Below are 25,351 nucleotides of genomic sequence, written 5' to 3'. Positions count from 1 at the left end.
AATCATAAATTTATTAATTTACACTTTCAAAATCTCTCATATACATTATACATTTTATCCCTGATTGTCAATTTAATGATACCCATTATATACCATTTATTTTATTATTTTGGTTAGGGAATTTTCTTCACTTACCAAAATAATGCATAAATAATAAAAAAGCTACTCCAATTTTTTTGAGCAGCCTTCATCATTTAATGCTTTTTATTCACGCTTCACGTCTTTACGTGTTTTAACCATTACAATTTTCATAATAATAATCTGTTATTTTAGCTAACATAAATACTGTTATCCATACCCTATGCTTACTATCCTATAAAAATACCTAAATACAGGTATTTATAATCATTAACAACCAATATCACAAATGAATATAAGTACCTATATGATTTTAATACTAACTTTACAATTTTTCTAATTCTTCAAGTAAAGCAGTGGCTTCTTCGATACCCGCTTCAGCTGCAAGCGCATACCATTTTTTAGCCTCTTTAATATTTCTTGGAATGCCTTCCGCTTTGTTATATATATGCCCAAGTTGTAATTTTGCCTCCGGGTCCCCTTGAAGAGCTGCTTGTTTGAACCAATGAATACCTTTTTCTATATTACGAATTCCTGTTAAACCTTTACTCCAAATAAAACCTAAATCGTAAAAGGCATCCACATGATATTGCTCCGCAGCTTTTTCATACCAATATAAACCGCGGTTCACATCTCTTGTTTGCCCTAATTGCCCTTCAAGATATATTCCACCAAGTCTGTATTGTGCCTCTATATAGCTTGATTCGGCTGATTTTTTATAAAAAAGAAATGCTTGCTCTTCATCAACTGTCACAGCCAAACCTTGCTCATGTATTATACCTAATGTAAACATAGCCTCTGCTACACCTTGTGTTGCGGCGAAGTCGAACCACTGCTTCGCAAGTGCCATATTTTCTGGCACACCTTCACCATTAAAATACATATCCGCTAAGTTATTTGCAGCATCTGCATGCCCTTGCATAGCTGCCGCTTCATATAGCGAGAAAGCGCGTTTATAGCTTTCCGTCACACCAATACCCTCAAAATAATAGTTACCCAACACATATTGAGCTTCTGCATTGCCCTGTAATACTGCTAGTTCAAACCATTTAATCGATTTTTCAGGCTGGAAGGATATGCTATCATTTGTACTATAATATTCCCCAAGCTCAAATTGAGCTTCAGCATCTTTTTCTTCAATGGCCTCTTTATATAAGTCAATTATTTCTTCATGATCTAAATCTTCCTCATCCAATACATCTACTTCTCTGTCTTGATGGATAAAATACCATTCCACTACATCTAGTACATCGTCAACAACCTCAGTTGTATACGCTAATTTCTCTAGTGAAGTAATTTGCCAAATTAAAATATAAATAGGGAGAGGGATTGCTTCACGTAATAAATCATCATATTCTGCTAAAAGCGTTAAAACATTTTCCTGTATCGTTTGTGTTTGCTCTGGATGTACAATTTGTAAATGACGTTGCTGATTTTTCCTTAAAAGCCCCTGTACAACTTGATACAGCATTTTTTGCAAGGTCGTTAGTTGCACTTCCTCAAAAGTCAGTAGTGCGATGTTTTGTGCAAACCATGTATTTTGTGTATGTGTTAGCTGTTGTAAGGATGCAATTCGTTCCTTATTTTGCTTTGCTAAAAATTGTCCATACATTGTTTTTCCCTCCCCTGCGCGCTATGTAAAAAAACTGCCTTATCATCATTATATGGAAGGCAGTTCAAGAATGGTTACACATATGCTCTCAGTATTATTCCTACAAATAATGTAATGAATAAAAAGACTGTCACATGAACCCATTTATACATTTCTAATAAACCTATAAATTCGCGAGTAAAAGCATTAGGTAAATAATAAAAAGCTGTTTTTGAGCCAACGCCTTCTGCATCGAGTTTCGCCCTTTTTGCATAAATACTTGCGCGAAATACATGGAAATTATTTGTGACAAACAAAGAACGATATTTTCTTCCTTGGGCATGTGCATCCATTATTGCTTTGGAGAAAGCCATGTTCTGTTCAGTATTTGTCGATTTATCTTCCATGAGTACTTTTTGTTCTGGTAAATGATGCACATCAACAATATATTTTTTCATAGCGTAGGCCTCAGATACTCTTTCATCATTCCCTTGCCCACCTGAAACAATAATAACAGGTCGTGCACCGTTTTTTTTATATTGCTTCACGGCTTCGTCTAAACGACTAGCTAAAAGAGGTGGCACTCTGTCACCAATTAACCCAGAACCAAGCGCAATAATATAATTAGGCTCATAAGTTAGAGGTGTAAAATGATACACAGTTGCATAGGCCAGCACACTCGTATATAAAAACATTGTATAGCCAAATATTAAAAAAGCATAGAAGAAAAGAATATGCCATATAGGATGTTGGATATTAATAAAAATAATAAATACATACCATATCATCATGATAAAAAAGCTTAGACCAACAATCGCCAATAATAAATTCCGAAATTTACGCCCTTCTTTTTCCAGCAAAACTTTACTATTAAAAAACATTGCAATCGACAATATAAACATAACACTAGGAAAGCTCCCTAGAAGAATTACTATCCCCATCTCCGACACGATTCCCTGCTCATTTGGGAGCAATAAAGGGTAATGCATGATTATTTCTCTCACTATAAACAACCCGAGTAAGCCTAGTACAACCGCGTTGATAAAACGCCTTTTCTCTGTTAAATACAATAGTAAAAACAGTGCTATAAATCCTATTAATGATTGAATCATTATGTTCACCCCATACTTTAGTGTTTTTCTAACTTTTATAGAGACACTTCTTGTTCATATATTTTGTTATTCCTTAATTTACGGAAGCGATTATTTTGTTTTTCCCGTTCATTCATGTAAAATTCCTATTAAGAACTATTTTATGACAAAACAAAAGATTATGTTGGAGGAATGTAAGTAATGAAAAAAATTCTTGTTGCTCTTTTTGCAGCGACACTCATGTTTGCGTCTGTTGGTGCGACACTTTTAGTTTCAGATACACCTACTGCAGAAGCAAAATCGTACAAATCAGGTAAAAAAGGCTTTTCAAACAATAACAATAGCTCAAATATCCAAAAAAATCAGGATACATCTAAAGATCAAAATAATGCAACAACAAATAAAAATACGACTTCTACAAAGAAAACAGATTCGGCAACTGCTAAAAAGGGTGGCTTCTTCTCTGGCGGTCTTATGAAAGGTTTAATGCTAGGTGGATTAGCAGGTCTACTATTCGGTAGTTTATTTAGTGGAATGGGTATACTTGGAAATATTTTAGGATTATTAATTAACTTTGCAGCGATTGCAGTTATTGTGATGCTAGTCGTAAAAATCTTCAATATGTTCAAAGATAAAAAACGCAAAGAACAGGAAGCTACACAATGGCACAAATAATTAATGAGCAAGATATCATAAATGCCATCTGCTTATCACAAGCATATCACAAAAAAATTCAACCAAATGAAGTAATGGTGGAGCTTATGTATGATGATGAAACAGGCTTTGGGGCAGAGGTTGAAATTGCTGGACAAACAGAAATTTTAAATACTGCTACAATGATTGGTGCATTACGTGTATGGATTAAAGACGTGCTACATGGCGATCCATTCTCAACGGGTATTGAGCTTGTGTTAGACAATGAAGAAGGCATTATTGCTAAACTTTCATAGTTATCAAAATAAAAGAGGTTCAATAAATCTGTAAACTAGATTTATTGAACCCTTTTTTAATTTTTACTAAATTTTTTTAATTTTTCTTGTTCCCCTTCTTCACTTGAAAAATTAATCATCGTTCGACCTAGCATTAAAAGCATAATAAACATAACCCCTGTACCAATCACTAGATAAATCATCGTAAATACTTTTGAAAAATCACTTGTTGGATAAAGTCCTGTCTCAACGCCTGTTGGAATTAGACTGACTACTGCAAAAAATAAGGCATCCAGCCAATCCCAACCTTCTATCCCCTTATAAAACATGGTACCCGAAAAAATGATTAAAGACAGCGTCGTAAACAATGATATAAATTGTGGTCGTTTAAATGCCCTCCATAATCCCCGCAATAATCTTTTTGTAGATAAAATAAAAGACAGCATTTCATTCTCCTTTACAACTAACAGCTTATTAAAAATATACTTGGTTTTTAAGTTAAACGTCAAAAGGTAGAGTTCCTGATTTGAAACCTCTACCTTTTGTTATGCCCCTACTAGATACTGTAACAGCAGGTACCTTAAGGATTTGCATAGTTTTTATTTCAATAGCTTACTAAAATTCACAAGTATTTTCGCTGCATGACTTCGTTTTGTCGAAGTAGCTGGTAAGAATTCACCATTACTACCTGTTACCATTCCAAACTCATATAGCATAGCGATTGCACGTTGTGTCTCCACGTTATATGTCGCGATATCCGTAAATGGCACATCATTTTTTGGAACATAAGCTTGCTTCAATTGTTGTTCATAGGCACGACTAATCATTAACGCTAATTGTGCACGACTAACGGGTTGGCCTGGGTTAAATTGTCCATTATTACCCTTTATAAGACCATAAGCATATGCAGCTGAAATTTCTTGTTGCGTCTCTGCATCATAGCTTGCGATATCTTTAAATGGCGCTTTTTCTTTTGTTGTTAAACCAAGGCTTCTTACTAACATCGTCGCCATTTGAGCGCGTGTTACATTTTGCTCTGGTTTAAACGTGCCATCAGAGTAGCCCTTCATAATACCCTCCTGTGCTGCCTTTTGAATAAAATCCTTGGCCCAATGGTTTTCTGTATCTGTAAAGCCTAATGTACCCTCAGTCGTAAACTTTACTGTTGGACTTTGTACACTTTCATTGCCCGCTGCATCTACTGCTTTTACCGCAACAGTATAAGCCGTATTATGTGCTAGGTTTTCAAGCTTAATAGTCGTTTTATCAGCACTCTGTGATGAAGTTAGCTGTCCATTTACATAGATATTATAATTTGTAACCCCTATATTATCAGTTGCTGCCAGCCATTTCACCTGTACTGTGGTACTATTTTCGACATTTACTCGTATTGCAGTAGATGCATCCCATAATTTACTTGTTTTAATCATTGGTAAAAATGCTTCGTTGGCAACTGCTAAGTATCCAGCTTCACTTAAATGAATATTTTCTGGGTTTGGTAGATAGTTTGCTACATCTTTTGCAACAACCTCAAAAGTAGGGACAAATACTGCACCCGCTTTCTCTGCGGTTGTTTTAATTGACGTATTCATGACTGCTAGTAGCACTTTAAATTGTGACTGTAAATCTTCGTTGAAGTAAGGGAAAGAATTATAGTAACCCATGACGTAAACTTGCGCCTGAGGATTTAAGCTACTAATTTCTTCTAAAATAGCCGCAATATTTTTCATTGCTTCATGAGAAGCTTTTAAAATTTGTGCTGCGTTCACGCCTGTTGCAATTGACTCGTTTAAAATTGGCAATAAATCATTAGCACCAACTGTTAGCGTTATTAACTCTGCTTCTTTAATAGACGCTCGAAGTTTTACCTGCTCACTTGTGTAACCAAAGCCGGTCACTGGTTTTTCCACATCGCTTTGTAAGTCTATCAACACATTTTTTGTTGTATAGCCTGAATAGGCAAATCCTTTGTTATAGGATGTTATCAATCCCTCTTGTTGCAAAACTTGCGCTACAAAATCTGTATAGCCCAATCCAATGACACCGACCTCATTCATACCATGTGCCAAGGAATCACCAAGCGCTACGTAATCTACTTGTTCAATCCAACTCGGTGCTATCGTATCATTCGTTTCCTGTGCACTCGCAACTACCGGAATTGTTAATTGCAACGCTAGTACACTAGCAGCTAAAAAACGGATTTTTTTTGAAAATTGCATATTCCTACTCCTCCTAACAATCTAATAGTAACTAGTTTACTAGATAAAGGATAAAAATAGGTTAAATAATTACAAGATTTTGCAATTTATCGTTGTACTGTTAGTTGTTGTTCTGTTCGATTTCAACTTTGCCATAAACACCGCCGCCACCAACAGCAATACCTAATTGACCTGTTCGTGCCAAATCAATCATTTTCGCAATTTTATGTGGCACGATTTGTTCAAGCTGTTCTACTGTAACTCGATGCAAGATAGCCATCTCTGTACCAAAAGCTTCGATTAAGCGTTCCATCGTTTTAGGCCCTAACCCTGGAATAAATTCAAGAGGTACTTGATGAATATAAGGAGGTCTCTCACGTCCATGTACTATCGGCTCTGATAATTCCTTGATACGCGTCGCAACCCCTTTTATAATTTGCTTACTGTCACAAACTGTACAGCTCGTTGCATCTGTTTTTAGCTGTTCACCACATTTTGCACATACTGTTTGATGGTATTTACCAAGCAAGGGATTTAATCCATAATTGGCAACAATGGTACGACCTTCCCATTCATGAAGCGCTTTTTTTAGTTCTGAGAAGTTTGGCTGCTTTAATCGTAGTTTTTGATATTCACGTGCTATTTTCCCGAGTGAATGTGCATCAGAATTTGTCACGAATGTATATTGTTGAAGTTCCCTTATACCACTCACCATTTCAGTATCTGAGCTTAAGCCAAGTTCAATCGCATCAATTAGCTGTGGATCAAATACTTCCGTCATACTGCGATGTACGCCTTTACCAAATAAGCTTTTAAAAGGTGTAAATACGTGTGCAGGAATAAAAAGTCCTCCTATTTCATACACTTTTTGTTGCAATGTTCGACCATCACAATAAATACGTTGAGAGCTCAAATGGATATTTTTCATATGTTTATGCATCCAATCAGAAAACTCCTTCATTTTCATAAGTGTTGGAAAATAGGCCAGTACATGAATGGGACCTTGACAGTTACTATCATATATTTCAATTTCTGAGCCTGGGATAACAATGGTCTTTTGAAAACGCAGTCCCCCTTCAGCTAATTCCTCCAATTCACCTTGTTCAATCATATTCGACATTTCCTCTATTACATCAGGTGATTGACAATCAATAATACCAATTATATCTAACCCTTTTCTAGCACTTGCTGTCTCTAGAATACGCGCAAATGTTAAATTTCTACTACCAGTTATCTTTACTGCACGCCCACTTAGCGTACGCCCAATATGAATATGTAAATCTGCATAATACTCTTTAAACACTGCAAACCTCTCCTTTAGTAATACTTTTTAATAAAATGAAAAAACCTTACATAGCTGCAAGGCATTTTTCATAATTATGATGGATGATTATTAGGAGTGCTATTAGAAGCCTGATAAGCACCCGAACCCTGTGGTGGCATTGTTGCAGAATCATACGCAACTAACGTTACACCTATCTTCTTCTCTAGCTCATTTATTTTATCGAGCTGCTGTTGATCTAATTGAGCAAACTTAACCTCTTCCATATTTCATCACTTATCCTTTCAAAAGTAAAGTTCCCGGAAAAGTTTTGATCTATACTAAAAAATAATTGACTGATTATCAGTCATTTCCTTTGACTTCATAGCCTCTATTCCGTAACATATTAAATAAGCATTGCAAAAGCGAGGGGTTTCATATGTCAAAAGAAGAAAAAATTATTCAAGCCGCTATTGAAGTATTTCGTGAAAAAGGGATTGAAAAAGCGAAAGTATCCGATATCGTAAAAGCTGCTGGGATTGCACAAGGTACATTCTATCTTTACTTTCCATCACGTCTATCCGTAATGCCAGCTATTGCAAAAGTCATGGTCGAAAAAATTATTGCTGCAATTGAACAAGGTGTTCATGGCCAAGAATCATTTGAACAACAACTTGAAAAGGTAATAAATATTGTCTTTTCGTTAACGGAAGAATATCGAGATGTCTTTGCTCTAATTTATGCGGGTATTACGCAGACCGAGCATATGAAAGAATGGGAAAATATCTATGCACCGTATTATGCATGGATGAACAATTTCTTATCATCGGCACAAAAACAGGGTATTATACGTGATTCTTTAAATACAACACGCTCCACGAAGCTTATTATTGGTTTAGTAGAATCGGCAGCTGAACAGATTTACTTGTATGATGACAGTGAGGATGCAACCATTAGACTCCAAAAGCTTGAACTTCTTGATTTTTTACACCATGCTCTCGGCTTACGTCACAACTAGTGACGTTCTCTTTTACGATAAAATTGACTGATTGTCAGTCATGAAATTCACATAAGAAAGGAATTTAATTATGCAAAAAGATTGGGTTTATGTTGGGTTAACGAGTTTATTTGAATTATTTTGGATATTTGGCTTTAATGTAGCAAGTTCTTGGTGGCATTGGATTATTATTGTATCCCTGATTGCTCTTGATTTTCATTTTCTCTCTAAGGCTTGTGAAAACCTCCCTACCGGCACTGTCTATGCAATTTTTGCTGGAGCAGGGACAATCGGTACGACTCTTATGGACGTTTTTATTTTTGATGGTGAATTTAATTCTATAAAGGCAATCTTTATGTTTATTTTAGTTCTTGGTGTTATTGGGCTTAAGTTGGCCGATAATTCACCAACAGATAAGGAAACAAAGAAAGGGGCAAAAGCATAATGGGTTGGTTACTAGTTTTATTAGCATCTATTGCAGAAATTGTTGGTGTCATAGGTTTACGTTTCTATAGTCAGAAAAAAACTGTACGTGATTTCTTATTATATATTGGCGGTTTTGGTCTGTCATTCGCTCTTTTATATGCCTCCTTTAACTATTTACAGTTAAGTATTGCCTATGTTGTCTGGATTGGCATTGGTACGGTTGGTGCAGTAGTTGTTAATATTATTTTTTTCGGGGAATCTAAAAACTTTACCCGAATCATTAGCATTATTGCCATTATCATTGGTGTAGCTGGTTTAAAAGCAGTAGCATAAAGCTATAATAGACATAATTACTTTTTCATATTTCAATGGCATCCGCTTCAGTCCATTATGTTGTTAACTATGGGGGAAAAATAAACACATTACACATTGAGGATGTCAGTTACCCACTAGTTTTGTATGTGATAGAAGGTAGCATTATAAAAGGACTGAAGGTATGGCTTATTTATTACAGGTTGACTTTACAATGGACGGACCTTTTGGCGTAGAGATGGCTGAGGGTTTGCAAAATTTAGCAAGAAGTATTAATGATGAAGAAGGTTTCATCTGGAAAATATGGACCGAGGATGCAACGGCCAAACAAGCTAGTGGCGTGTACTTATTCGATTCGAAGGAAAGTGCTGAAAAATATTTAACTATGCATTCTGCTCGTTTAACTAGCTTCGGTATTACTAATATTCGTGGCAAAATTTTTGAAGTTAATGAAACATTATCTACAATTAACCACGGTCCAATTCAAAAATAAAAAGTAAAAAGTAAAAATGGACGTTTCTCAAATAAATTGGGAAATGTCCATTTTTCATTTTTTTGACGTCATGCATCTTGCTTTTATAACATGTTCCTATGTACATGCTAACATAATTGCTTCAAGTATTTTAAATAGAAGGTTCTTTCAAAGCTTTTTTTGTGAATTGTTCAGACACATATGTTAAATAAGGTTTGCCCGTCAAATGGTGGATTTGAATATCTGCATATACACCAAATACTTCCCGTAGTAAAGCTGGTGTGAGCACTTCTTCTGGAGTTCCGTGACAAACAATTCTACCCTGCTGTAAAACATAAATATAATCACAATACATTGCGGCGATGTTTAAATCGTGTAGCGCAGCCACTACAGTCAAATGTAAAGTTTGAATTAAATCCATTAGTTGTAATTGATGCTGAATGTCTAAATGATTCGTTGGTTCATCTAGGATAATCACTTGTGCTTGCTGAGCAAGAGCACGTGCAACCATCACTCGTTTTTTTTCACCTCCTGAAAGAGAGCTAAAGCTACGCGTTTCTAAATGGTCAATGCCCGTTTGGAATAAGGCTTCTCTAACAATTTTAAAGTCATCTTCATGGTCAAGTTCAAATAATTTTTTGTGTGGAGTTCTTCCCATACTAACCAAATCTCGTACTTGAAAATCGAATAATACGGGTGTTTCCTGACTAACTACAGCTAAATTTTTAGCAATGGATTTACTCGACTGCTTTAAAATATCTTTCTCGTCCAGTAAAACCGTCCCGCTTTCTGGCTTTAATAGACGATACATATTTTTTAAGAGTGTGGATTTCCCACTTCCATTCGGACCAATTAAGCCGACAAACTGCTTCTCCTTTATTCGGATGCTCACTTCATGTAAAATTCGCTGATCATGCATGGAGAACGATACTTGTTTTGCTTCTAATGTCATATTTTCTAATCTCCTTCACCGAAAGAATAATTGTTACGACGCAGTAACCAAATGAAAAAAGGTCCTCCACAAAATGCAGTAATAATACCAATTGGCATTTCCTCTGGTGCAATTAGTATTCGAGCAAGTGCATCTGCCCAAACCAAGAAAATTGCTCCCAATAAAGCACTAATCGGGATAACGTATTTATAATTTGAGCCTACGATTAACCGTACGATATGCGGAATAATCAAACCAACAAAGCCAATTGCGCCGCTTACTGCAACTAGTACGCCGGTAAGTAAAGAAACTAGAAGAACAAGTTGTATTCGGAATTGTTGTAAATTAACCCCTAAGGTTACTGCTGCTTCTTCTCCAAGTAGTAACAAATTTAAATTTCGATAATGGAGCCAAAGCAAGACAAATACAATGACAAAAATAACCATCGGGATGAGAAGGTTACTCCATTTCGCTCCTGCAAGGCTGCCTAGCATCCAATACATGACTGCCTTCATGCCCCCCTCTTGCTTCGACATCATTAATATAAAGTTCGAAGTGGCAGATAAAATAAAGGATACCGCCATTCCTGCCAGTAATAAACGAAAAATAGAAATACGCCCGCCAACACGCGACAAGAAAAACACTAATACAATCGCGATTAATGAGCCTAAAAAAGCTGAGATAGATAGAGCGTATATGCCAAAAAATGAAAAAGCGCCTAAAATTATAACGGCTGTCGCACCAACAGTTGCACCTGATGAAACTCCTAAAATATACGGATCTGCAATAGAATTACGAACAAGTGCCTGAATGGCAGCACCTGCTATGGCTAATCCTCCGCCAACGATTGCGGCGAGTAAAACACGTGGCACACGAATTTGCCAGATGATAATTTCTTGAGAGCGACTCCAATCTTGCTCTATCCAATTTTGGAAGAATGGTATTTTTGAAAAGATAACTTTCCATACGTACAACGGTGTAATAGAAACAGAACCTATCATGATGGCGAATGTAATGGAGATGATGAGCAATAGAAGGAGCAGCATAGAAAGCAAGATAAATTTTTTATTTGGGAGTACTGTCTGTTTATTCATCTGTATATTAACTCCTAGTCAAAAAATGATAGATGGGAAGCAATAAAAAAGGGTATTCTACGCAAAAAATTTGCATAGAAATACCCTGGAATAAACAAAAGTAAGAAATGTATCCTTCAATTGTCCGTAATTGCTTGCATCCTCGTGGGCATTACAGGTAAAAACTAATTGGCAGGTCTCCTGGCTTCGATTCATCGTTGCTATGATAGCCTTCCCATGTTGAACAGTGGCTTATATATCATAGAACTCCTCGTTACAGTTGCGGGACAGCGTCGGATTTCCACCGACTTCCCTTTTAAGTGATGCTTTAGGGGCATCACACCAATAGTATCTGAAATATTAAAATTATGACGATTCTAACATACATAATTATTGTAGTCTATACATATTTTTTCTTTTTGACATATTTAGGCTATGAATTTTCTAAATTATCAACAACAGTTGTGTTAACCTAATAAAATATAAAGTTGACACAAAGTTTTTATTTTCTTAAAATATCACTATCAACTTTACTAAATTGGGGTGAAATTATGACAATAGTAGCACAACATTCACATCACAAATTAACAACAGTCGATCTTGCGTACATAGGCTTATTTTCCACATTAATGATGGTTGGTGCCAATATTACTTCCTTTGCACCTTTCATGGTAGTTGGTAGCGTACCTATCACTTTACAAACGTTTTTTGCTATTTTAGCAGGACTTATTCTCGGTAGTAGAAAAGGGGCACTTGCCTGTACCGTCTATATGTTGATTGGTTTAGCCGGGGCACCTGTATTTGCCCGTTTCGGTGGAGGCTTTGGACAAATCTTAAGCCCTACATTTGGCTTTATCCTAACCTTTATTTTAGTAGCCTTTATAGCAGGGCTTATAATTGAAAAAAGCGCTACGAAGAAGAGCTATGTCATAGCTGCTCTAATTGCTACATGTATTAATTATTTTCTGGGTACAAATTGGATGTATTTTGCTTACAAGCTATGGGCTAGTGCACCTGAAGGTTTCACTTACAAAATAGCCTGGCTTTGGATGATGCCTCCGTTACCAAAGGATATGATCTTAGCAGTATTCGCTGGTATTTTCGCATATCGTGTACAAAAAGTGCTTCGGATTATTCCTGTAAAATAATCCGAAGCCTATATCGATAAAAATGCCGCTTCTTTAGCTTATGAGCGGAGTTTTTTTTAGTATAGATATGACCATGGGTATCTTATGTCTGTAAAGGCAACTGCCTTCATCCATAGTTTCTGCACATTTATTTGCTACATTTATAGCAAATGAAGAAGGAGGAATTGGATATGAAAAGACCAAGAATTTGGCATGGAGGCTTACTAATGGTAGTTGCTGTTTTGGCATTATCCGCATGCTCTAAAGAAGTAGCAGATACAGAAAAAGACGCCCCTGCTGAACAGCATACTGAAATGGATCATTCTTCGATGAATCATTCCCGTTCTGGTGAAGTACCAGCAACTTTGAAAAATGCAGAAAACCCAATGTATCCGGTTGGTAGCACGGCTATTATTAAGGATGGACATATGGAAGGTATGAAAGGAGCAGAAGCAACGATTGTTGGTGCTTATGATACAACTGCTTACATTATTTCGTATGAACCTACTACAGGCGGCCAACGCGTGGAGAATCACAAATGGGTCATTCATGAGGAATTATTCAATCCCGGGAGCGCACCATTAGCACCTGGAACAGAAGTAAAAACGGATGCATCCCATATGGAGGGCATGGAAAATGCAACAGTACGTATCGATGAGGCACAGCAAACAACGGTTTATATGATTGATTATGTTTCAACAACCAATAATGATGTAGTAAAAAATCACAAATGGGTTACTGAAGAGGAACTCACAAAAAAATAAAAAGATGTAGGGGCTATCTAAAAAGTCCTTCAAACGGTAAAAATTCGCTTCGCTTTCCGTGGGCAAGGCATGAGCTGCACCGGGGCAACAAATTTGTTTTATGTGCGAAAGTGAAACGTCAGCCACAAATGTGTTTTATGTGCGAAAGTGGAACGTCAACAATAGGATGTTGGTCACGAAGGCGTTGTCATAGAACGTGAGGACTTTAGTCTTCGTGCCACTTGTCGCTCCCTGCACTTGTCTCATGCTCTTGCTTTTCTTACTCCTGTCGCTACGTTCACTCTATGCTATCGTCGCAAATAACTGCTCCTGTTGCAAATACGATTCGTTAGGAGTCTACGCGTTTTTTAGCTTTCATCAAAAAATGGATACTTTAAACATATTATTTTTACTTTTAGCTATGATTCTAAGATTTTCTGTAGTCATGAAAGCAAACATACTTTTATTTAGTGGTTTCAGTCTGCCTTATTTGTCCTCAACCGTCTGGATCAATAGATTTTTGCCATTTGTAGCCGATTCCCCACACGGTTTGCAAGTAATTATCGGCTGGAAAACCGCTTTTTCTTAATTTCTCACGCAAATTACGCACATGCGAATCAATTGTTCGATCTTCAATCGAGACATTAAATCCCCACACGGTATTTATTAGATGCTCTCTAGAAAATACCTTATTTTGGTATTCAAGAAATAATGCTATCATGGAAAACTCTTTTGGTGTTAAAGAAATTTCTTCCTGTTGAAAATGCACTTCAAAGGACTCTTTATTTATTACATAGTCTTTATTTAAATAAAAAAGATGATTCTCATTAAGAGAAATCATCCTTTTATTTTAAACGTATTTTGGCATCCAGTTTAAGAAGTTTTCGATAACTTGGTCAAGGAATTGAACAGTACCTGCATCTGTTAAATTGCCTTCGGCATCGAATTTTGTGTGTACAGCCCCAATATATACATCATTACCACCAAATAATGGTGAGTTTATGCCTGGTGAGAATAAAATATCACGTAAATGTAATTGTGCTTTGACAGTACCTAAGTTACCCATAGAAGCACCCATTATGAAGGATGGTTTGCCAATCATTACTTTGTCTACACGAGATAACCAGTCAATCGCATTCACCATAACACCCGGTACTGTACCGTTATATTCCGGTGTTACCCAAAGGACTGCATCTGCCGCTTTTACTTTTGCTTTAAAATCTAAAACAGTTTGTGGTGCTTCGTTTTCAATATCTTGGTCGTACATGGGTAAATCACGTAAGCTTAATACTTCAAGCTCTAGTTTTTCTGTATAACGTTTCTGAATAAATTTTGCTAATTGCATATTATATGATTCTTTACGGATACTACCTACGATTGCTACTACTTTCATGATGTTCCTCCTATATTTACATTACTTTTATTATTTGTTAAGCTATTTTATTTTATACCGCACTAATAATAAGTTGCAAATTCTTCCACTGGTTTACGATAGCCACGTAAGCGACGACTACTTTCTTTTTCTTTGCCGATTGTAATCATTAGGGCAATTTCATGTGTTTCAGGCACATTGAACAAAGCACGCATTTTTTCTTGATCAAAACCAATCATCGGACATGTATCCCAGCCACGATTTTTTGCAGCCAACATGAATAACATAGCTGAAAGAGACGCATTTCGAATCGCATCCTTCTTCATAAAATCATCACCACGTTCCTCATAAAATTTCGTATTATCATTAATGAGACTTTCTAGTTCATAATCAGTAATAATACCTAAATCAACCATCCCTTGGCTAATATGGGCCGTTTGTTTATAGGCTTCTTTATCTCCTAATACTAAAATGACGCCTGAAGCTGAATGCACCTTATATTGACCAAATGCCGCCTCGCGTACTTTTTCTTTCATTTCCTCATCCAATACAATGATATATTCTGCATGCTGTAAATTAAATGCTGATGGCGCAAGCTTTACATCCTCTAAAATTGGACGAATATCATCCTCGGTCATGTGAACCCCTTGGATAAAATTGTTTGCCGAACGACGTTTGTCAATTAGCTTTGTAAATTCCACTTATACGACCCCCAAATATAAAATCTTCATTCATATTCTTTATCGAATGAAATCGTGCTTCTTACAGTATCAATTGGACGTACTAGCCCTTCAATTTGTGCACGTTTAGGTTCTAAGAAAGGTGGCAATGACAATTTTTCACCTAGTGTTTCGTATGGCTCGTCGCCCATAAAACCTGGTCCATCTGTTGCCCATTCAAATAAGATTTGTGGTGCAACGCGCGCATAAAGAGATTCAAAGAAGTGACGGTTTACATAACCAGATGTATGGAAGCCAAAACCCTCTAGACGTTCTGTCCATTCATCTAAAACGGCACGATCTGCGACACGGAAGGCAGCATGGTGTACTGTCCCAAAGCCTTGACGTGCTTCTGGTAATACAGTGTTATATTCTACAACAATTTGCGCACCGTTACCGCCCTCGCCAACCTCGAACAAGTGGTAGTCACCTTCTTCTGCAATCTCTGTGAAGAGCATTACTTTTTCAAGCATTTCTTTAAAATATTTAAAATCAGCAACACGCACAAATACTGGACCTAAGCCTGTAATGGCATATTCAAGTGGAATCGGACCAGCTTGCCACGGTGTGCCTGATACTACACCTGTGTTGTTTTCATCAGAAATAAGTTGGTATTGTTGGTCATCAAAATCAACAAAAGATAATGTTCGCTTACCAAATTGCTCTTTAATGCCTGTATGCTTAACTTTCAGTCTATCGAATCGTTTTAGCCAATAATCTAATGCTACATCAGTTGGCACTCGGAAAGATGTTTTTGATATTTCATTTGTTCCATGGGCACCTTTTGGAATATTTGGGAAGTCAAAGAATGTCATATCTGTACCTGCACTACCTTTATCATCTGCAAAAAATAAATGATACGTTTGAATATCATCCTGATTGACAGTTTTCTTTACTAAACGCATACCTAATACATACGTAAAAAATTTGTAATTTTCTTCGGCACTACTTGTAATTGCTGTAACATGGTGAATACCTTTTAAATGATTCATACTATTAACTCCTTCTATTTATCTCGATTTCGAGATATGTGTGTAAAAAAATTTATTTTTTAGCGGCGTTAAGGCCAACTTTTTTTAGTAACAGGGTCATTGTTTCCACTTCATGTTGATCTAATACTTCAAAAATTTCATTTATAATCTGCTCATGCTGCGGAAAAATTCTATCTATCAATATCTGTCCTTCATATGTTAATAATGCATAGGTGACGCGACGATCTCTTGGACATGCACGACGAGCAACAAAGCCTTTCTGCTCAAGTTTATCAATAACATAGGTAATACTACTGCTAGCTATTAATATTTTCTTGCCAATGACTTGAATCGGCTGTTCGCCATAATGGTACAAAAACTCAAGCACCCCAAACTCTGTTTGATTTAAGTCATATTGAAGTAAATCCTTCTTTGTCGCATCTTGCACTGCTTGATAAGCTCGGAACATGACCGTAAATGCTTTTAGATTACGATTGTCTTCCTTCATACGACTCCCTCTCTTCATTTATCTCGAATTTTAATATCTTTAATTCGAGATAATAATAACATATAGATTACCAAACATCAACCAATTTACCTTCTCTTATACTTTCTACAATATGTTTGTTAAATTTCCTCGCGGGTAGAAGATAATTGAAACTTATAAAGGAGGATTCTACATTGGTAAAAGAAATGAATAACAAACAACAGCAGTTAGAAGCATTCCGAGTAAGTGATGAAGGACAAGCTTTAACAACCAATCAAGGATTAAATATGGCAGAAGACGAACATTCCCTGAAAGCAGGGGATCGTGGTCCTACCCTACTGGAAGATTTTCATTTCCGTGAAAAAATGACCCATTTTGATCATGAACGTATTCCTGAAAGAGTAGTCCATGCTCGTGGCTCAGCTGCACATGGCACTTTTGAAACATATGAATGTGCGAGTGATATTACCAAAGCACAGTTTTTAAATGGCAAAGGCACAAAAACACCTGTATTTGTTCGTTTTTCAACAGTGGCAGGCTCTAGGGGTTCTGCAGATACTGTACGTGATGCACGTGGTTTTGCAACAAAATTTTATACGCAAGAAGGCAATTATGATTTAGTCGGTAATAATATTCCCGTATTTTTCATCCAAGATGCCATTAAATTCCCTGATTTTATTCACGCAGTAAAGCCAGAACCAAATAATGAAATTCCACAAGCGCAAAGTGCCCATGATACATTCTGGGATTTTATCGCTAATAATCAAGAGTCTGCGCATATGGTCATGTGGCATATGTCAGATCGTTCAATACCACGAAGTTACCGCATGATGGAGGGCTTCGGTGTTAATACGTATCGATTTATCAATAAAGAAGGCAAAGCCCATTTTGTAAAATTTCATTGGAAACCGCTATTAGGCATTAAATCTCTTGTGTGGGATGAAGCACAAATTATTGCAGGTAAAGATCCTGATTTTCACCGTCGAGATTTATGGGAAGCAATAGAACGAGGGGACTATCCGGAATACGAGCTAGGTGTACAACTTATCCCTGAGGAAGATGAATTTAACTTTAGTTTCGATATACTTGATGCTACAAAGTTATGGCCAGAAGAAGAAGTACCTGTGCGTATTCTTGGAAAAATGACGCTCAACAAAAACGTTGATAATTTCTTCGCTGAAACAGAACAAGCAGCATTTCATGTTGGCCATGTGGTACCAGGTATTGATTTCTCAAATGATCCTTTGCTACAAGGTCGTTTATTCTCTTATACAGACACACAGTTGATAAGACTTGGTGGTCCAAACTTCCATGAAATCCCTATAAATAAACCTATCTGCCCTTTCCATAATAATCAGCGTGATGGCTATGGTCGCCAAACCATAAACGTTGGACAAGTTAGCTATCATAAAAATTCGTTAGCTAATAACACGCCTCGGCCTGTCCCAGTAGAAGAAGGTGGTTATGCCCATTATGAAGAAAAGGTGGATGGACATAAAGTACGTGCCCGTAGCGACAGCTTTAAAGACCATTTTTCACAAGCAAGACTTTTCTGGCTCAGTATGACCGATATTGAGAAAAAACATATTATAGATGCCTTTAGCTTTGAAGTAGGTAAAGTAAAAAATAAAACTATACGTAGACAGGTAGTTGATATGTTTGCCCATGTAAGTCATACACTTGCCACTAATCTAGCAGATAATGTTGGTTTGGCTCTTCCGCAAAAAGTAGAAGTACCCAACATTCAGCAAACATCTCCAGCAGTTAGCCAAGAGCTAAATTCTGTAGATAGTGTGAAAACACGTAAGGTCGCGATTCTCGTATCTGAAAACTCCGCCCACAATTTAGATGAAATATTGACTTCTTTAACGAAAGAACATATTATTGTTGAACTTATAAGTACGAAACAAGGGATGTATCAACATCACGAAATTAACCAAACATTTGCTACGGCGACTTCCGTGTTATATGACGGTGTTTATGTTACTACACCTTTTGCAGATGCTAATGATCAAAATAAAGCCCTACATTTTATACAAGAAGCCTTTGATCATTCTAAAACAATAGGCTATACCGAAAATGTCTCATATTTGCAAGCAATAGCGAATAAAAACGGTGTTACGAATTCACCTGAGTCCTTTATGCAAGCATTAGCAAAGCATCGTCATTGGGTTCGTTAATAAACAGAGAGCCAGTTACCCGCAAGTAAGCGGTGGCTGGCTCTTACTTTACGTCATCCTTTAAAAAAGTAAAAAAAGAAAAAGTCCCCTATACAGATTTATGCATAAGGAACATTTTCTTTATTTACTTTATTTGTTTAAATTCCTTTTCTGTGCCATCAGCAAACTCCACTTCGACTTCAATGGATTGAAAATCGTCTGCAATGCCAAACACTGAAATTACCTGTTCAATCACTTTGTCATTGGGTGTTGTCGAATCAAATGTTAACTGTTTAAATAATGGCTCTAACTTTGTATAAGCCTCGTCACCTTGAAGCTTTTCATTGTTTCGATCATCCTTTAACTTTGCTTCGATGCCCGATTTTTTATTTTCGAATTCTACTTCATAAGACTCTGTTGCAGAATAATCAACATCCAATGAAAACTCTAGAAAGTTAAACTCCGTTAGCTCAGTGGCATTTTCATTCACTTGTTGCGTAGTATTTTGCTCAGTAGGAGCATTAGCTGGTACATTTTTTACCTCATCCTTATTACAACCATACAGCACTCCTGCTAGTAATAGCGCTGCTAATAAAAACTTAAAACTTCCCATCACACACACTCCTTTCTATCATTATTATTCCCAAATAGAGAGCAAACAAACCTAAAAAGAGCATCTCCTCAAATGAGGGGACGCCCTTTCAGCTAAACCGTATTCATCTAGTGCATAAAGTTACATTAATAATAGTAATTACGACTACTATTGTTGTCGTGCAGTGCACGTGCTAAGCGAATTGTAGAAACTGCTAAATCAGCATATGTCACTTTTTCAGTAGCATTAAAGTTATTTTGCTGCGCATCGATTAACCCCATTGCACTTGTTAAAGCTACAAAGCCAGCGTACTTTGGATCGATAGTGCCTGCATCAGCAAAGTTTAACTTATAAATATCGCTATGCTTTGCAGCATTTTCTAAACGTAATGCACGGATATACCATTCTGCAAGCTCTTGACGAGTCAATGTTGCATCAACTGCAAATTGCTCAGCTGGTTGTAAAATGCCCATAGTTACAGCTTGTTCAACTATTGCATACAATGGATGTTTACTATCTATGTTATTGAAGGATTGCTTACCTCCCTCTTCACCATATGGACCAAAGTAGCCATATGTCATAGATTTCAGCATAATTTTCAATGCCTCTCCCTTTGTCACGGCTGTATCCGCATTAAAGCTCGCTGGATCTTTAACTTCTAACACATTTTGGTTCAATAAGTAATTCAACTCATCAGCAGCAGTTGGGTGAGAAATTACTGGTTGTTCTTTTGATTCTTCTATACTATTTAGCCATTCTCCAGTAATGGCATCAATTTGATTGAATAAATTACCACCAAAAGTTGGGGAATACACTAAATTAAAGTGCTGTTTATCCTCACTATCTTGCTTAGCATATTGGAGCTGTAACTTAAGTGCCTCACTATAGGAAGCTTTGGCTTTATCAGCTGCAATAGCCTTGCTTGCAGTTGGCCAATTCTCAATCTTTTGCTGATTAATCGATAAAGAACCTAATGAACCATCTGCACCAATCGTTACATACAATTCATCGCCAACAACTGCAATACCATTTACAACACGTGGGAAGGAGAAGTGATATTGTTTGCTATATTGATCTAATACAACATCATCAATTGGTTTCGAATATTCATGCACATAGGATGGCGCCCATTCCTTTAAGTATTCGATAGCCTTCGCCAATGCTGCATCCTTAGAAATAGTAGTTTCTTTATCACCTGTCTTTGTGAATTCTCTACGTATATCATGGTACTGTAAAATTTCACCTGTTGCTTTATTAATTTCAAATGAAGAACCTGAACCACCATTATCATACATGTACGAATAACCTACAGAGTAAATTGTCTCGCCATTTTCGTTTTCTCTTTCATCAACCATTTCAATCTGTAGCTTTGCTTTGTCAGGATCGATTTTCAAGAAAGATTTTGCAAATTCTTCAACTTCTGCAATCGTCATGCCACTCTTTCTCGGTGCAAGTGGTTGTGATGAAAGCTTTTCTACGCTTTTCGTCTTTGGCACATTTGAAGAGAAGCCATTTGCTGTTTGCCACTGACCTGTTAAAGCATGTACGCCGTTGAAACCTGAAGCTGGCATATAGACAAGTTTTACATTACGGTCGCCTGTTTGATAGTTATAATCAATAAAGTAACGTAGTTCTACTGCCAAATTATCTCGAACTTGTGCCAGTATATCTGCCTCATTTTTTTTCTGTTCTAAACCATCGAATGTGGCCTTAGTAATAGCCTCTGTATTACGATACATACCAGTAATTTCTCCATTACCTAGCACATCAATAGAGACTTGCTGATCGCTAATCGGCACACCACTATGTGTTGGCGAATAAACGAACGAGTAAGAAATGGGCTGTGATAACGGTCTATTTATATTAATATCATAGCCAAAACCGAAGCCATCATCTCTCAGTTTGTAGCTCGCCGTATTCGGAAATTTGTTTAGGAAATCCTGTGCAATTTTTTGTGCCTCAGCCTCTGAATACTTTGCAGGGTACACAGCATCCGCTATATTAGCAGGTTGATAATGGAAATTTTCTAATTCTAAATCGTCTCCCTTAAAGGTAAAACTACCATAAACATCTTTACCATTGATTGTTTTATAGAAGCTTAATTCGTAACGAATTGTCGTATCATCTCTAAAGAAGTGTCCACGTCCCGTTTGAAAATCATTATCTGTTACGAAATTAAACTTATCGGGAAATATTGTACGCAATTGCTTAATAAGCGTGCTTTTAGTAACATTTGTCTCCGTTGAAGCTACTTGAATCTCAATTCTCTCTGGTGATTCCTTTCCATTTGCAGAAGCTTGCGCAATTGGTGAAAGCACACCAACAGAAAATGCAGTAGACGTTAGAATAATTCCTAACTTTTTAAATTTACCCAAAATATCCCTCCTAAAATACTATTTACCATAATTATATACTACATTACCAAAATTGGGAATGTTATTTACAGATTATTTCCACATTGAAGAAAATAGATTGGGTATCGAGTAAAAGTGATATCTATAATTCCTCATTTCTTCACCACGTCAAAATTTGAGCCAATTAATAACCAGTTTTGTGGGAAAGGTAGGCCTAGTTTCCAATAACCAATCCCACGAAGCTTATACTGTTTGATTAAATTGAACTTTGCTTGTATAGATCTTGCATCTTCAAACCACAAAATATGTGCTCTCCCCTGTTCATCGTAATATTCAAAGAAAGGCGCTTGCGCCCTCCAATCAAATTGTATGGCTGCATTATATTTTTTTGCTATTTCAATGGCCCTTTGTGGGCTAACTGCCTCTGCAATTGGACCTCCTTGTGCAAAAGGCAATGTCCAGTCATAACCATATAAGTTCTGCCCGAGCAATACTTTATTTGCGGGTATCTCGCTTACTGCATATTTTACGACTGCCTCTACCTCCGGAAGTGGTGATACAGCCATTGGAGGTCCCGCAGAATAGCCCCATTCATACGTCATGAGCAAGACAAAGTCCACAATTTCGCCATGTGCTTTGTAGTCATGCGCAACACCCCATGGACCCTGCTGAGCGGCACTCGTTTTCGGAGCAAGTGCTGTAGAAACCGTATAGCCCTCTGCATGGAACCGCTCCACTGCTCTTCTTAAAAAATTGTTGTATGCTTCTCGTTGGTCACCTGGTAAATTTTCGAAATCAAAATGAATATCCTTAATGCTACCTACCCGCTGTGCTTCTTTTATAATGTTATCAAAAAGTAAATCTTGTACTGCTGTGCTTTGGAAAATATCCTTTGCTAACTCGCCACTAAACCGGAAATCTTCTAGGTTAGAGATAACCATCGCCAAAGATGCCCCTGTATCATGGGTAATCTCTGTCACACCTTGGCTTGGTGGCACCTTTAGTGACCCATCTCTCCTTACCTCATAACTAAATAATGCAAGGTACGTTAAATAAGGGCCCGCTTCCCTAGCTTGACTCAATAGTGCTTCACTTACAGATGTACCTCTAGGCTCTAAATATGCTAATGTTTCAGCCCTCGTTTTCGGAGCTGGCGGAATATAAAGTCGCATACCAATTGATAAAGGCTGATTTGCACTAATGCCGTTTACCTGTGCTAGCGTTAAATAATTAATGCCAAAGCGTTGGCCAATTGTCCATAAACTATCTCCAGGCTGCACATAATAAAAACTCCCCACAATTGGAATCACAAGTGCTTGCCCAATGACTAATCTGTTAGGTTCAGGGATTTGATTGGCGTCTACAATACTCTGAACCGTTGTCCCATATGCTTGCGCAATACCCCATATGGACTCTCCTGCCCGTACAACATGTATTTGAATGTGCTTGCCTCCTTCTTAGTGTGGTGAAATCATACCTATAAAGCTTATGAAATGGTAAAGGAAAACATGTCATTGTAAAACACACATAGTTAGCCATATAAAAAGGTCCAACGCTTATTGTAGCGAATGGACCTTCTTCATTTCTTTAAAGTATTTAGAGCCAGCACGGCAATAGATACTAAATAGTATATAGGCCATTAACTGTAACATAGCTCCTATAAATAGCATATTTTCTCGCAAGCTAGCCCCAACATTCATAGCAAAAGCTTGAATCACAAATCCACAAAGCATCAGTGCCATAAACTTTTGATACGTTTCAAATGTTTTAATTTCTAATTGTTTTTGCTCATGTACATGTAGCAATAATTGAAATACACAATACATAAAGACAATCAGTAAAAACTGTATGAACTGTTCGCTAACTTGCCCAAGTAGCATTGAACCAAGCCATTGATCTAACTCTACTAAAAATGACATCACCATTAAAATAAAGGCGAAAATTTCTGACCAAAGCTTTAAATTATGTACTACCGGTAATAGATAAAGACCATAAACGAAAAACGCATACCCAATAAAATCTGGTAGAATATCAGGCGTTTCACCATATAAGCTCATATCAACATAAATAAAACTAAAGCCACCAATTAGATAATCATAAGGATTTTTCATTGTTCTGTGTCTCCCTCATTTCTGAAGTTGTGGGCGTCATGCATAATACCTCTTCATGTTTCTTCACATATATCACGATTTCTCGCTCCACATGAAAGATTGTTGTTTTCATCGAATGAAACTCCTGCAGTACCTCATCTATAATCCCTAACGAAAGATGTTTTTGCTGCATCGTATACGGTTCAATTGTTACCGTTTGTGGTGTTTCTTTACCTTCCTTCTTTGTCAGAGAGGGATAACGATTGATCTTGATCATGGTCAAAAGATTTACTGTTCGTAGGTACAGTGGGTTCTTCTAAATGCTGGTTCTCAGCGTGCACTGTGTTCATCACCCAGGCCAGAAAAGACAGTGAAAACATCAAAAAGATAAACCATCCTTTCGTATAGCCCTTACTAAATACAAAAATAATAAACGTTAGGAGGGCTATCAATATGCATAAGCTGCCTGTAAAAACAAGGCTTTTCTCCTGAGTAATTGAAAGTTGTGCTGCACTTTTTATATCTAGCGTTTGACCTGTACAAATCATTATTAAAAATGCTAGAACAGCCATTGTTACTGGAATCGTCAGTATTGTTGCAACAGAAACACGTTTTCTTTTTACGATTTGACCTTTTTGTAATTGTTGACGCATTTGATTTGAAAATACTTTATCTGGCTCTTTATCAGGACGTTCTTTTAGCACATCAAATAGCTCATTGTCGAAGTCCCCCATCAATCATCCCTCCCTACTGTTTTACGTAGCCTTGCCATCGCCCGATGAAAATCGACACGTACCTTCACTTCTGAAATGCCCAGAATGGCTGCTGTTTCTTGAATAGTGTAATCCTTTAACATACGGCAAATAATGATTGTACGATCATGCGATTTTAACGTCATTAAAGCTTCTTGAACTGTATACCATTGCTCGTTTTTTTCTATTATTTCTGGAGGTTCCTGTATATTACTTATTAGTGGCTGTCGATTAAGCTTCTCTGTTAACAGGCGCTTAATTTTTTGTTTTCTATGTATATCTACAGCTGTATTTCGAGCAATTGATAAAATCCACGTTTTTATCTTATTTCTATCCTTCAGTTGCCTAAGCTGTTTAAGTACTTTTAAGAATGTCTCTTGTGTAATATCTTCTGCCTCTTGCTTACTATTCGTATAGTAAAGTGCAAAATGATACACATCACGATGATAGGCATCATACAATTGTTCGATTTGACTTTTCTCCTCCAGCAAAACTTCACCCCACCTTCCATTTGCAAATAAGTCGTTACAACGATTGAATTGTTACACTTTATTCAAAACTTCTTGCTAAACATGAAAAACCCCCCATTCACGTCTTATCATGGGAGGTTCTCTTCTCATAAATTA

At 36.9% G+C, this 25,351-nt stretch carries 28 protein-coding genes, 1 pseudogene and 1 riboswitch; of the genes and pseudogenes, 9 read left to right on the top strand and 20 right to left on the bottom strand.

Annotation, left to right across the window (positions count from 1 at the left end; translation table 11 throughout):
• Positions 1-403: 403 nt before the first annotated feature.
• Together C9J35_RS17405 and C9J35_RS17400 are read right to left on the bottom strand one after the other, a co-directional pair.
• A complete protein-coding gene (locus C9J35_RS17405) occupies positions 404-1,690 on the bottom strand; it encodes an SEL1-like repeat protein (protein ID WP_107925552.1) in 1,287 nt (428 codons plus the stop codon).
• A gap of 74 nt (positions 1,691-1,764) precedes the next feature.
• Positions 1,765-2,781 carry a YdcF family protein gene (locus C9J35_RS17400; protein ID WP_107925550.1) on the bottom strand — a complete coding sequence of 339 codons (1,017 nt, stop codon included), beginning with the start codon at positions 2,779-2,781 and terminating at the stop codon, positions 1,765-1,767.
• Between the two features lie 180 nt (positions 2,782-2,961).
• Here C9J35_RS17400 and C9J35_RS17395 point away from each other — a divergent pair, with 180 nt between their 5' ends.
• Both C9J35_RS17395 and C9J35_RS17390 read left to right on the top strand, forming a co-directional pair.
• Positions 2,962-3,435 (top strand): hypothetical protein, encoded by a 474-nt coding sequence (locus C9J35_RS17395; RefSeq protein ID WP_107925548.1) that lies wholly within the window; start codon positions 2,962-2,964, stop codon positions 3,433-3,435.
• Positions 3,423-3,710, top strand: coding sequence for a DUF2653 family protein (locus C9J35_RS17390; protein ID WP_107925546.1), 288 nt, complete (start codon positions 3,423-3,425; stop codon positions 3,708-3,710). The genes C9J35_RS17395 and C9J35_RS17390 overlap by 13 nt, the downstream gene beginning before the upstream one ends.
• 56 nt (positions 3,711-3,766) lie before the next feature.
• Here the strand turns inward: C9J35_RS17390 and C9J35_RS17385 are convergent, their stop codons facing one another.
• From C9J35_RS17385 to C9J35_RS23735, 4 genes are all read right to left on the bottom strand, one after another.
• Positions 3,767-4,198: a potassium channel family protein gene (locus C9J35_RS17385; RefSeq protein ID WP_235616349.1), complete on the bottom strand. Its 432-nt coding sequence runs from the start codon at positions 4,196-4,198 to the stop codon at positions 3,767-3,769.
• 90 nt (positions 4,199-4,288) lie between these two features.
• Positions 4,289-5,908, bottom strand: coding sequence for an S-layer homology domain-containing protein (locus C9J35_RS17380; protein ID WP_107925542.1), 1,620 nt, complete (start codon positions 5,906-5,908; stop codon positions 4,289-4,291).
• A gap of 100 nt (positions 5,909-6,008) precedes the next feature.
• Entirely contained in the window at positions 6,009-7,190 is a 1,182-nt protein-coding gene (locus C9J35_RS17375) for an endonuclease Q family protein (RefSeq protein WP_107925540.1), read from the bottom strand.
• A gap of 74 nt (positions 7,191-7,264) precedes the next feature.
• Positions 7,265-7,435, bottom strand: coding sequence for a hypothetical protein (locus C9J35_RS23735; protein ID WP_167395999.1), 171 nt, complete (start codon positions 7,433-7,435; stop codon positions 7,265-7,267).
• A gap of 152 nt (positions 7,436-7,587) precedes the next feature.
• Between C9J35_RS23735 and C9J35_RS17370 the strand changes: the two genes are divergently transcribed.
• The 4 genes from C9J35_RS17370 (at position 7,588) to C9J35_RS17355 (ending at position 9,376) form a co-directional block, all read left to right on the top strand.
• Positions 7,588-8,166 (top strand): TetR/AcrR family transcriptional regulator, encoded by a 579-nt coding sequence (locus C9J35_RS17370; protein ID WP_107925538.1) that lies wholly within the window; start codon positions 7,588-7,590, stop codon positions 8,164-8,166.
• A 70-nt stretch (positions 8,167-8,236) separates the two neighbouring features.
• Complete coding sequence (locus C9J35_RS17365; RefSeq protein WP_107925536.1) at positions 8,237-8,590, top strand: DMT family transporter; 354 nt, start codon at positions 8,237-8,239, stop codon at positions 8,588-8,590.
• Positions 8,590-8,904: a DMT family transporter gene (locus tag C9J35_RS17360; protein WP_107925534.1), complete on the top strand. Its 315-nt coding sequence runs from the start codon at positions 8,590-8,592 to the stop codon at positions 8,902-8,904. The genes C9J35_RS17365 and C9J35_RS17360 overlap by 1 nt, the downstream gene beginning before the upstream one ends.
• A gap of 163 nt (positions 8,905-9,067) precedes the next feature.
• Entirely contained in the window at positions 9,068-9,376 is a 309-nt protein-coding gene (locus C9J35_RS17355) for a monooxygenase (RefSeq protein ID WP_054768352.1), read from the top strand.
• A gap of 130 nt (positions 9,377-9,506) precedes the next feature.
• Here C9J35_RS17355 and C9J35_RS17350 read toward each other — a convergent pair whose 3' ends face one another.
• Both C9J35_RS17350 and C9J35_RS17345 read right to left on the bottom strand, forming a co-directional pair.
• Positions 9,507-10,307, bottom strand: coding sequence for an ABC transporter ATP-binding protein (locus C9J35_RS17350; RefSeq protein WP_107925532.1), 801 nt, complete (start codon positions 10,305-10,307; stop codon positions 9,507-9,509).
• A 5-nt stretch (positions 10,308-10,312) separates the two neighbouring features.
• Positions 10,313-11,380 carry a FecCD family ABC transporter permease gene (locus C9J35_RS17345; RefSeq protein WP_107925530.1) on the bottom strand — a complete coding sequence of 356 codons (1,068 nt, stop codon included), beginning with the start codon at positions 11,378-11,380 and terminating at the stop codon, positions 10,313-10,315.
• A gap of 153 nt (positions 11,381-11,533) precedes the next feature.
• A riboswitch (cobalamin riboswitch) is annotated at positions 11,534-11,721 on the bottom strand.
• 189 nt (positions 11,722-11,910) lie between these two features.
• Between C9J35_RS17345 and C9J35_RS17340 the strand changes: the two genes are divergently transcribed.
• Both C9J35_RS17340 and C9J35_RS17335 read left to right on the top strand, forming a co-directional pair.
• On the top strand, positions 11,911-12,507 hold the full coding sequence (locus C9J35_RS17340) for a biotin transporter BioY (RefSeq protein WP_107925528.1): 597 nt from the start codon (positions 11,911-11,913) through the stop codon (positions 12,505-12,507).
• A 170-nt stretch (positions 12,508-12,677) separates the two neighbouring features.
• The gene (locus C9J35_RS17335; RefSeq protein WP_107925526.1) at positions 12,678-13,250 is read left to right on the top strand and encodes a YdhK family protein; all 573 of its coding nucleotides are present in this window, start codon (positions 12,678-12,680) and stop codon (positions 13,248-13,250) included.
• Between the two features lie 475 nt (positions 13,251-13,725).
• On the opposite strand, the pseudogene C9J35_RS17330 reads toward C9J35_RS17335, so the two are convergent.
• From C9J35_RS17330 to C9J35_RS17310, 5 genes and pseudogenes are all read right to left on the bottom strand, one after another.
• Positions 13,726-14,019: pseudogene (locus C9J35_RS17330) on the bottom strand (winged helix-turn-helix domain-containing protein); the annotation flags it as partial.
• A gap of 60 nt (positions 14,020-14,079) precedes the next feature.
• Entirely contained in the window at positions 14,080-14,622 is a 543-nt protein-coding gene (locus C9J35_RS17325) for an NADPH-dependent FMN reductase (RefSeq protein ID WP_054768351.1), read from the bottom strand.
• 62 nt (positions 14,623-14,684) lie between these two features.
• Positions 14,685-15,302, bottom strand: a complete 618-nt coding sequence (locus tag C9J35_RS17320; RefSeq protein WP_107925524.1) for a nitroreductase family protein — start codon at positions 15,300-15,302, stop codon at positions 14,685-14,687.
• Between the two features lie 26 nt (positions 15,303-15,328).
• Complete coding sequence (locus C9J35_RS17315; protein ID WP_107925522.1) at positions 15,329-16,312, bottom strand: ring-cleaving dioxygenase; 984 nt, start codon at positions 16,310-16,312, stop codon at positions 15,329-15,331.
• A gap of 52 nt (positions 16,313-16,364) precedes the next feature.
• A complete protein-coding gene (locus C9J35_RS17310) occupies positions 16,365-16,799 on the bottom strand; it encodes a MarR family winged helix-turn-helix transcriptional regulator (protein WP_107925520.1) in 435 nt (144 codons plus the stop codon).
• 185 nt (positions 16,800-16,984) lie between these two features.
• Here C9J35_RS17310 and C9J35_RS17305 point away from each other — a divergent pair, with 185 nt between their 5' ends.
• Complete coding sequence (locus C9J35_RS17305; RefSeq protein WP_167396001.1) at positions 16,985-18,958, top strand: catalase; 1,974 nt, start codon at positions 16,985-16,987, stop codon at positions 18,956-18,958.
• A gap of 124 nt (positions 18,959-19,082) precedes the next feature.
• Here the strand turns inward: C9J35_RS17305 and C9J35_RS17300 are convergent, their stop codons facing one another.
• The 7 genes from C9J35_RS17300 to C9J35_RS17275 all read right to left on the bottom strand — a co-directional run bounded on the left by C9J35_RS17300 (position 19,083) and on the right by C9J35_RS17275 (position 25,216).
• Complete coding sequence (locus tag C9J35_RS17300; RefSeq protein WP_107925516.1) at positions 19,083-19,550, bottom strand: YusW family protein; 468 nt, start codon at positions 19,548-19,550, stop codon at positions 19,083-19,085.
• 125 nt (positions 19,551-19,675) lie between these two features.
• Positions 19,676-21,904 (bottom strand): YcdB/YcdC domain-containing protein, encoded by a 2,229-nt coding sequence (locus tag C9J35_RS17295; RefSeq protein WP_107925515.1) that lies wholly within the window; start codon positions 21,902-21,904, stop codon positions 19,676-19,678.
• 131 nt (positions 21,905-22,035) lie between these two features.
• On the bottom strand, positions 22,036-23,325 hold the full coding sequence (locus C9J35_RS17290) for a glycoside hydrolase family 18 protein (RefSeq protein WP_107925513.1): 1,290 nt from the start codon (positions 23,323-23,325) through the stop codon (positions 22,036-22,038).
• A 114-nt stretch (positions 23,326-23,439) separates the two neighbouring features.
• Positions 23,440-23,994, bottom strand: a complete 555-nt coding sequence (locus C9J35_RS17285) for a hypothetical protein (protein ID WP_054768350.1) — start codon at positions 23,992-23,994, stop codon at positions 23,440-23,442.
• The gene (locus tag C9J35_RS24595) at positions 23,978-24,106 is read right to left on the bottom strand and encodes a hypothetical protein (protein WP_268807935.1); all 129 of its coding nucleotides are present in this window, start codon (positions 24,104-24,106) and stop codon (positions 23,978-23,980) included. The genes C9J35_RS17285 and C9J35_RS24595 overlap by 17 nt, the downstream gene beginning before the upstream one ends.
• 97 nt (positions 24,107-24,203) lie before the next feature.
• The gene (locus C9J35_RS17280) at positions 24,204-24,707 is read right to left on the bottom strand and encodes a hypothetical protein (protein WP_054768349.1); all 504 of its coding nucleotides are present in this window, start codon (positions 24,705-24,707) and stop codon (positions 24,204-24,206) included.
• Positions 24,707-25,216: an RNA polymerase sigma factor gene (locus tag C9J35_RS17275; protein ID WP_107925511.1), complete on the bottom strand. Its 510-nt coding sequence runs from the start codon at positions 25,214-25,216 to the stop codon at positions 24,707-24,709. The genes C9J35_RS17280 and C9J35_RS17275 overlap by 1 nt, the downstream gene beginning before the upstream one ends.
• Positions 25,217-25,351: the final 135 nt, after the last annotated feature.

It is taken from the genome of Lysinibacillus parviboronicapiens, assembly GCF_003049575.1.
Taxonomy (GTDB): Bacteria; Bacillota; Bacilli; order Bacillales_A; family Planococcaceae; genus Lysinibacillus; species Lysinibacillus parviboronicapiens.
This window is presented reverse-complemented; position numbering and strand designations above follow the sequence as displayed.

Coding starts and splice junctions, on each gene's coding strand:
- C9J35_RS24595 (WP_268807935.1), bottom strand. CDS start 24,106: ATGAAAACAACAATCTTTCATGTGGAGCGAGAAATCGTGATATATGTG.
- C9J35_RS17370 (WP_107925538.1), top strand. CDS start 7,588: ATGTCAAAAGAAGAAAAAATTATTCAAGCCGCTATTGAAGTATTTCGT.
- C9J35_RS17360 (WP_107925534.1), top strand. CDS start 8,590: ATGGGTTGGTTACTAGTTTTATTAGCATCTATTGCAGAAATTGTTGGT.
- C9J35_RS17345 (WP_107925530.1), bottom strand. CDS start 11,380: ATGAATAAACAGACAGTACTCCCAAATAAAAAATTTATCTTGCTTTCT.
- C9J35_RS17340 (WP_107925528.1), top strand. CDS start 11,911: ATGACAATAGTAGCACAACATTCACATCACAAATTAACAACAGTCGAT.
- C9J35_RS17285 (WP_054768350.1), bottom strand. CDS start 23,994: ATGAAAAATCCTTATGATTATCTAATTGGTGGCTTTAGTTTTATTTAT.
- C9J35_RS17325 (WP_054768351.1), bottom strand. CDS start 14,622: ATGAAAGTAGTAGCAATCGTAGGTAGTATCCGTAAAGAATCATATAAT.
- C9J35_RS17380 (WP_107925542.1), bottom strand. CDS start 5,908: ATGCAATTTTCAAAAAAAATCCGTTTTTTAGCTGCTAGTGTACTAGCG.
- C9J35_RS23735 (WP_167395999.1), bottom strand. CDS start 7,435: ATGGAAGAGGTTAAGTTTGCTCAATTAGATCAACAGCAGCTCGATAAA.
- C9J35_RS17365 (WP_107925536.1), top strand. CDS start 8,237: ATGCAAAAAGATTGGGTTTATGTTGGGTTAACGAGTTTATTTGAATTA.
- C9J35_RS17395 (WP_107925548.1), top strand. CDS start 2,962: ATGAAAAAAATTCTTGTTGCTCTTTTTGCAGCGACACTCATGTTTGCG.
- C9J35_RS17355 (WP_054768352.1), top strand. CDS start 9,068: ATGGCTTATTTATTACAGGTTGACTTTACAATGGACGGACCTTTTGGC.
- C9J35_RS17390 (WP_107925546.1), top strand. CDS start 3,423: ATGGCACAAATAATTAATGAGCAAGATATCATAAATGCCATCTGCTTA.
- C9J35_RS17350 (WP_107925532.1), bottom strand. CDS start 10,307: ATGACATTAGAAGCAAAACAAGTATCGTTCTCCATGCATGATCAGCGA.
- C9J35_RS17300 (WP_107925516.1), bottom strand. CDS start 19,550: ATGGGAAGTTTTAAGTTTTTATTAGCAGCGCTATTACTAGCAGGAGTG.
- C9J35_RS17280 (WP_054768349.1), bottom strand. CDS start 24,707: ATGGGGGACTTCGACAATGAGCTATTTGATGTGCTAAAAGAACGTCCT.
- C9J35_RS17310 (WP_107925520.1), bottom strand. CDS start 16,799: ATGAAGGAAGACAATCGTAATCTAAAAGCATTTACGGTCATGTTCCGA.
- C9J35_RS17405 (WP_107925552.1), bottom strand. CDS start 1,690: ATGTATGGACAATTTTTAGCAAAGCAAAATAAGGAACGAATTGCATCC.
- C9J35_RS17335 (WP_107925526.1), top strand. CDS start 12,678: ATGAAAAGACCAAGAATTTGGCATGGAGGCTTACTAATGGTAGTTGCT.
- C9J35_RS17305 (WP_167396001.1), top strand. CDS start 16,985: ATGAATAACAAACAACAGCAGTTAGAAGCATTCCGAGTAAGTGATGAA.
- C9J35_RS17315 (WP_107925522.1), bottom strand. CDS start 16,312: ATGAATCATTTAAAAGGTATTCACCATGTTACAGCAATTACAAGTAGT.
- C9J35_RS17400 (WP_107925550.1), bottom strand. CDS start 2,781: ATGATTCAATCATTAATAGGATTTATAGCACTGTTTTTACTATTGTAT.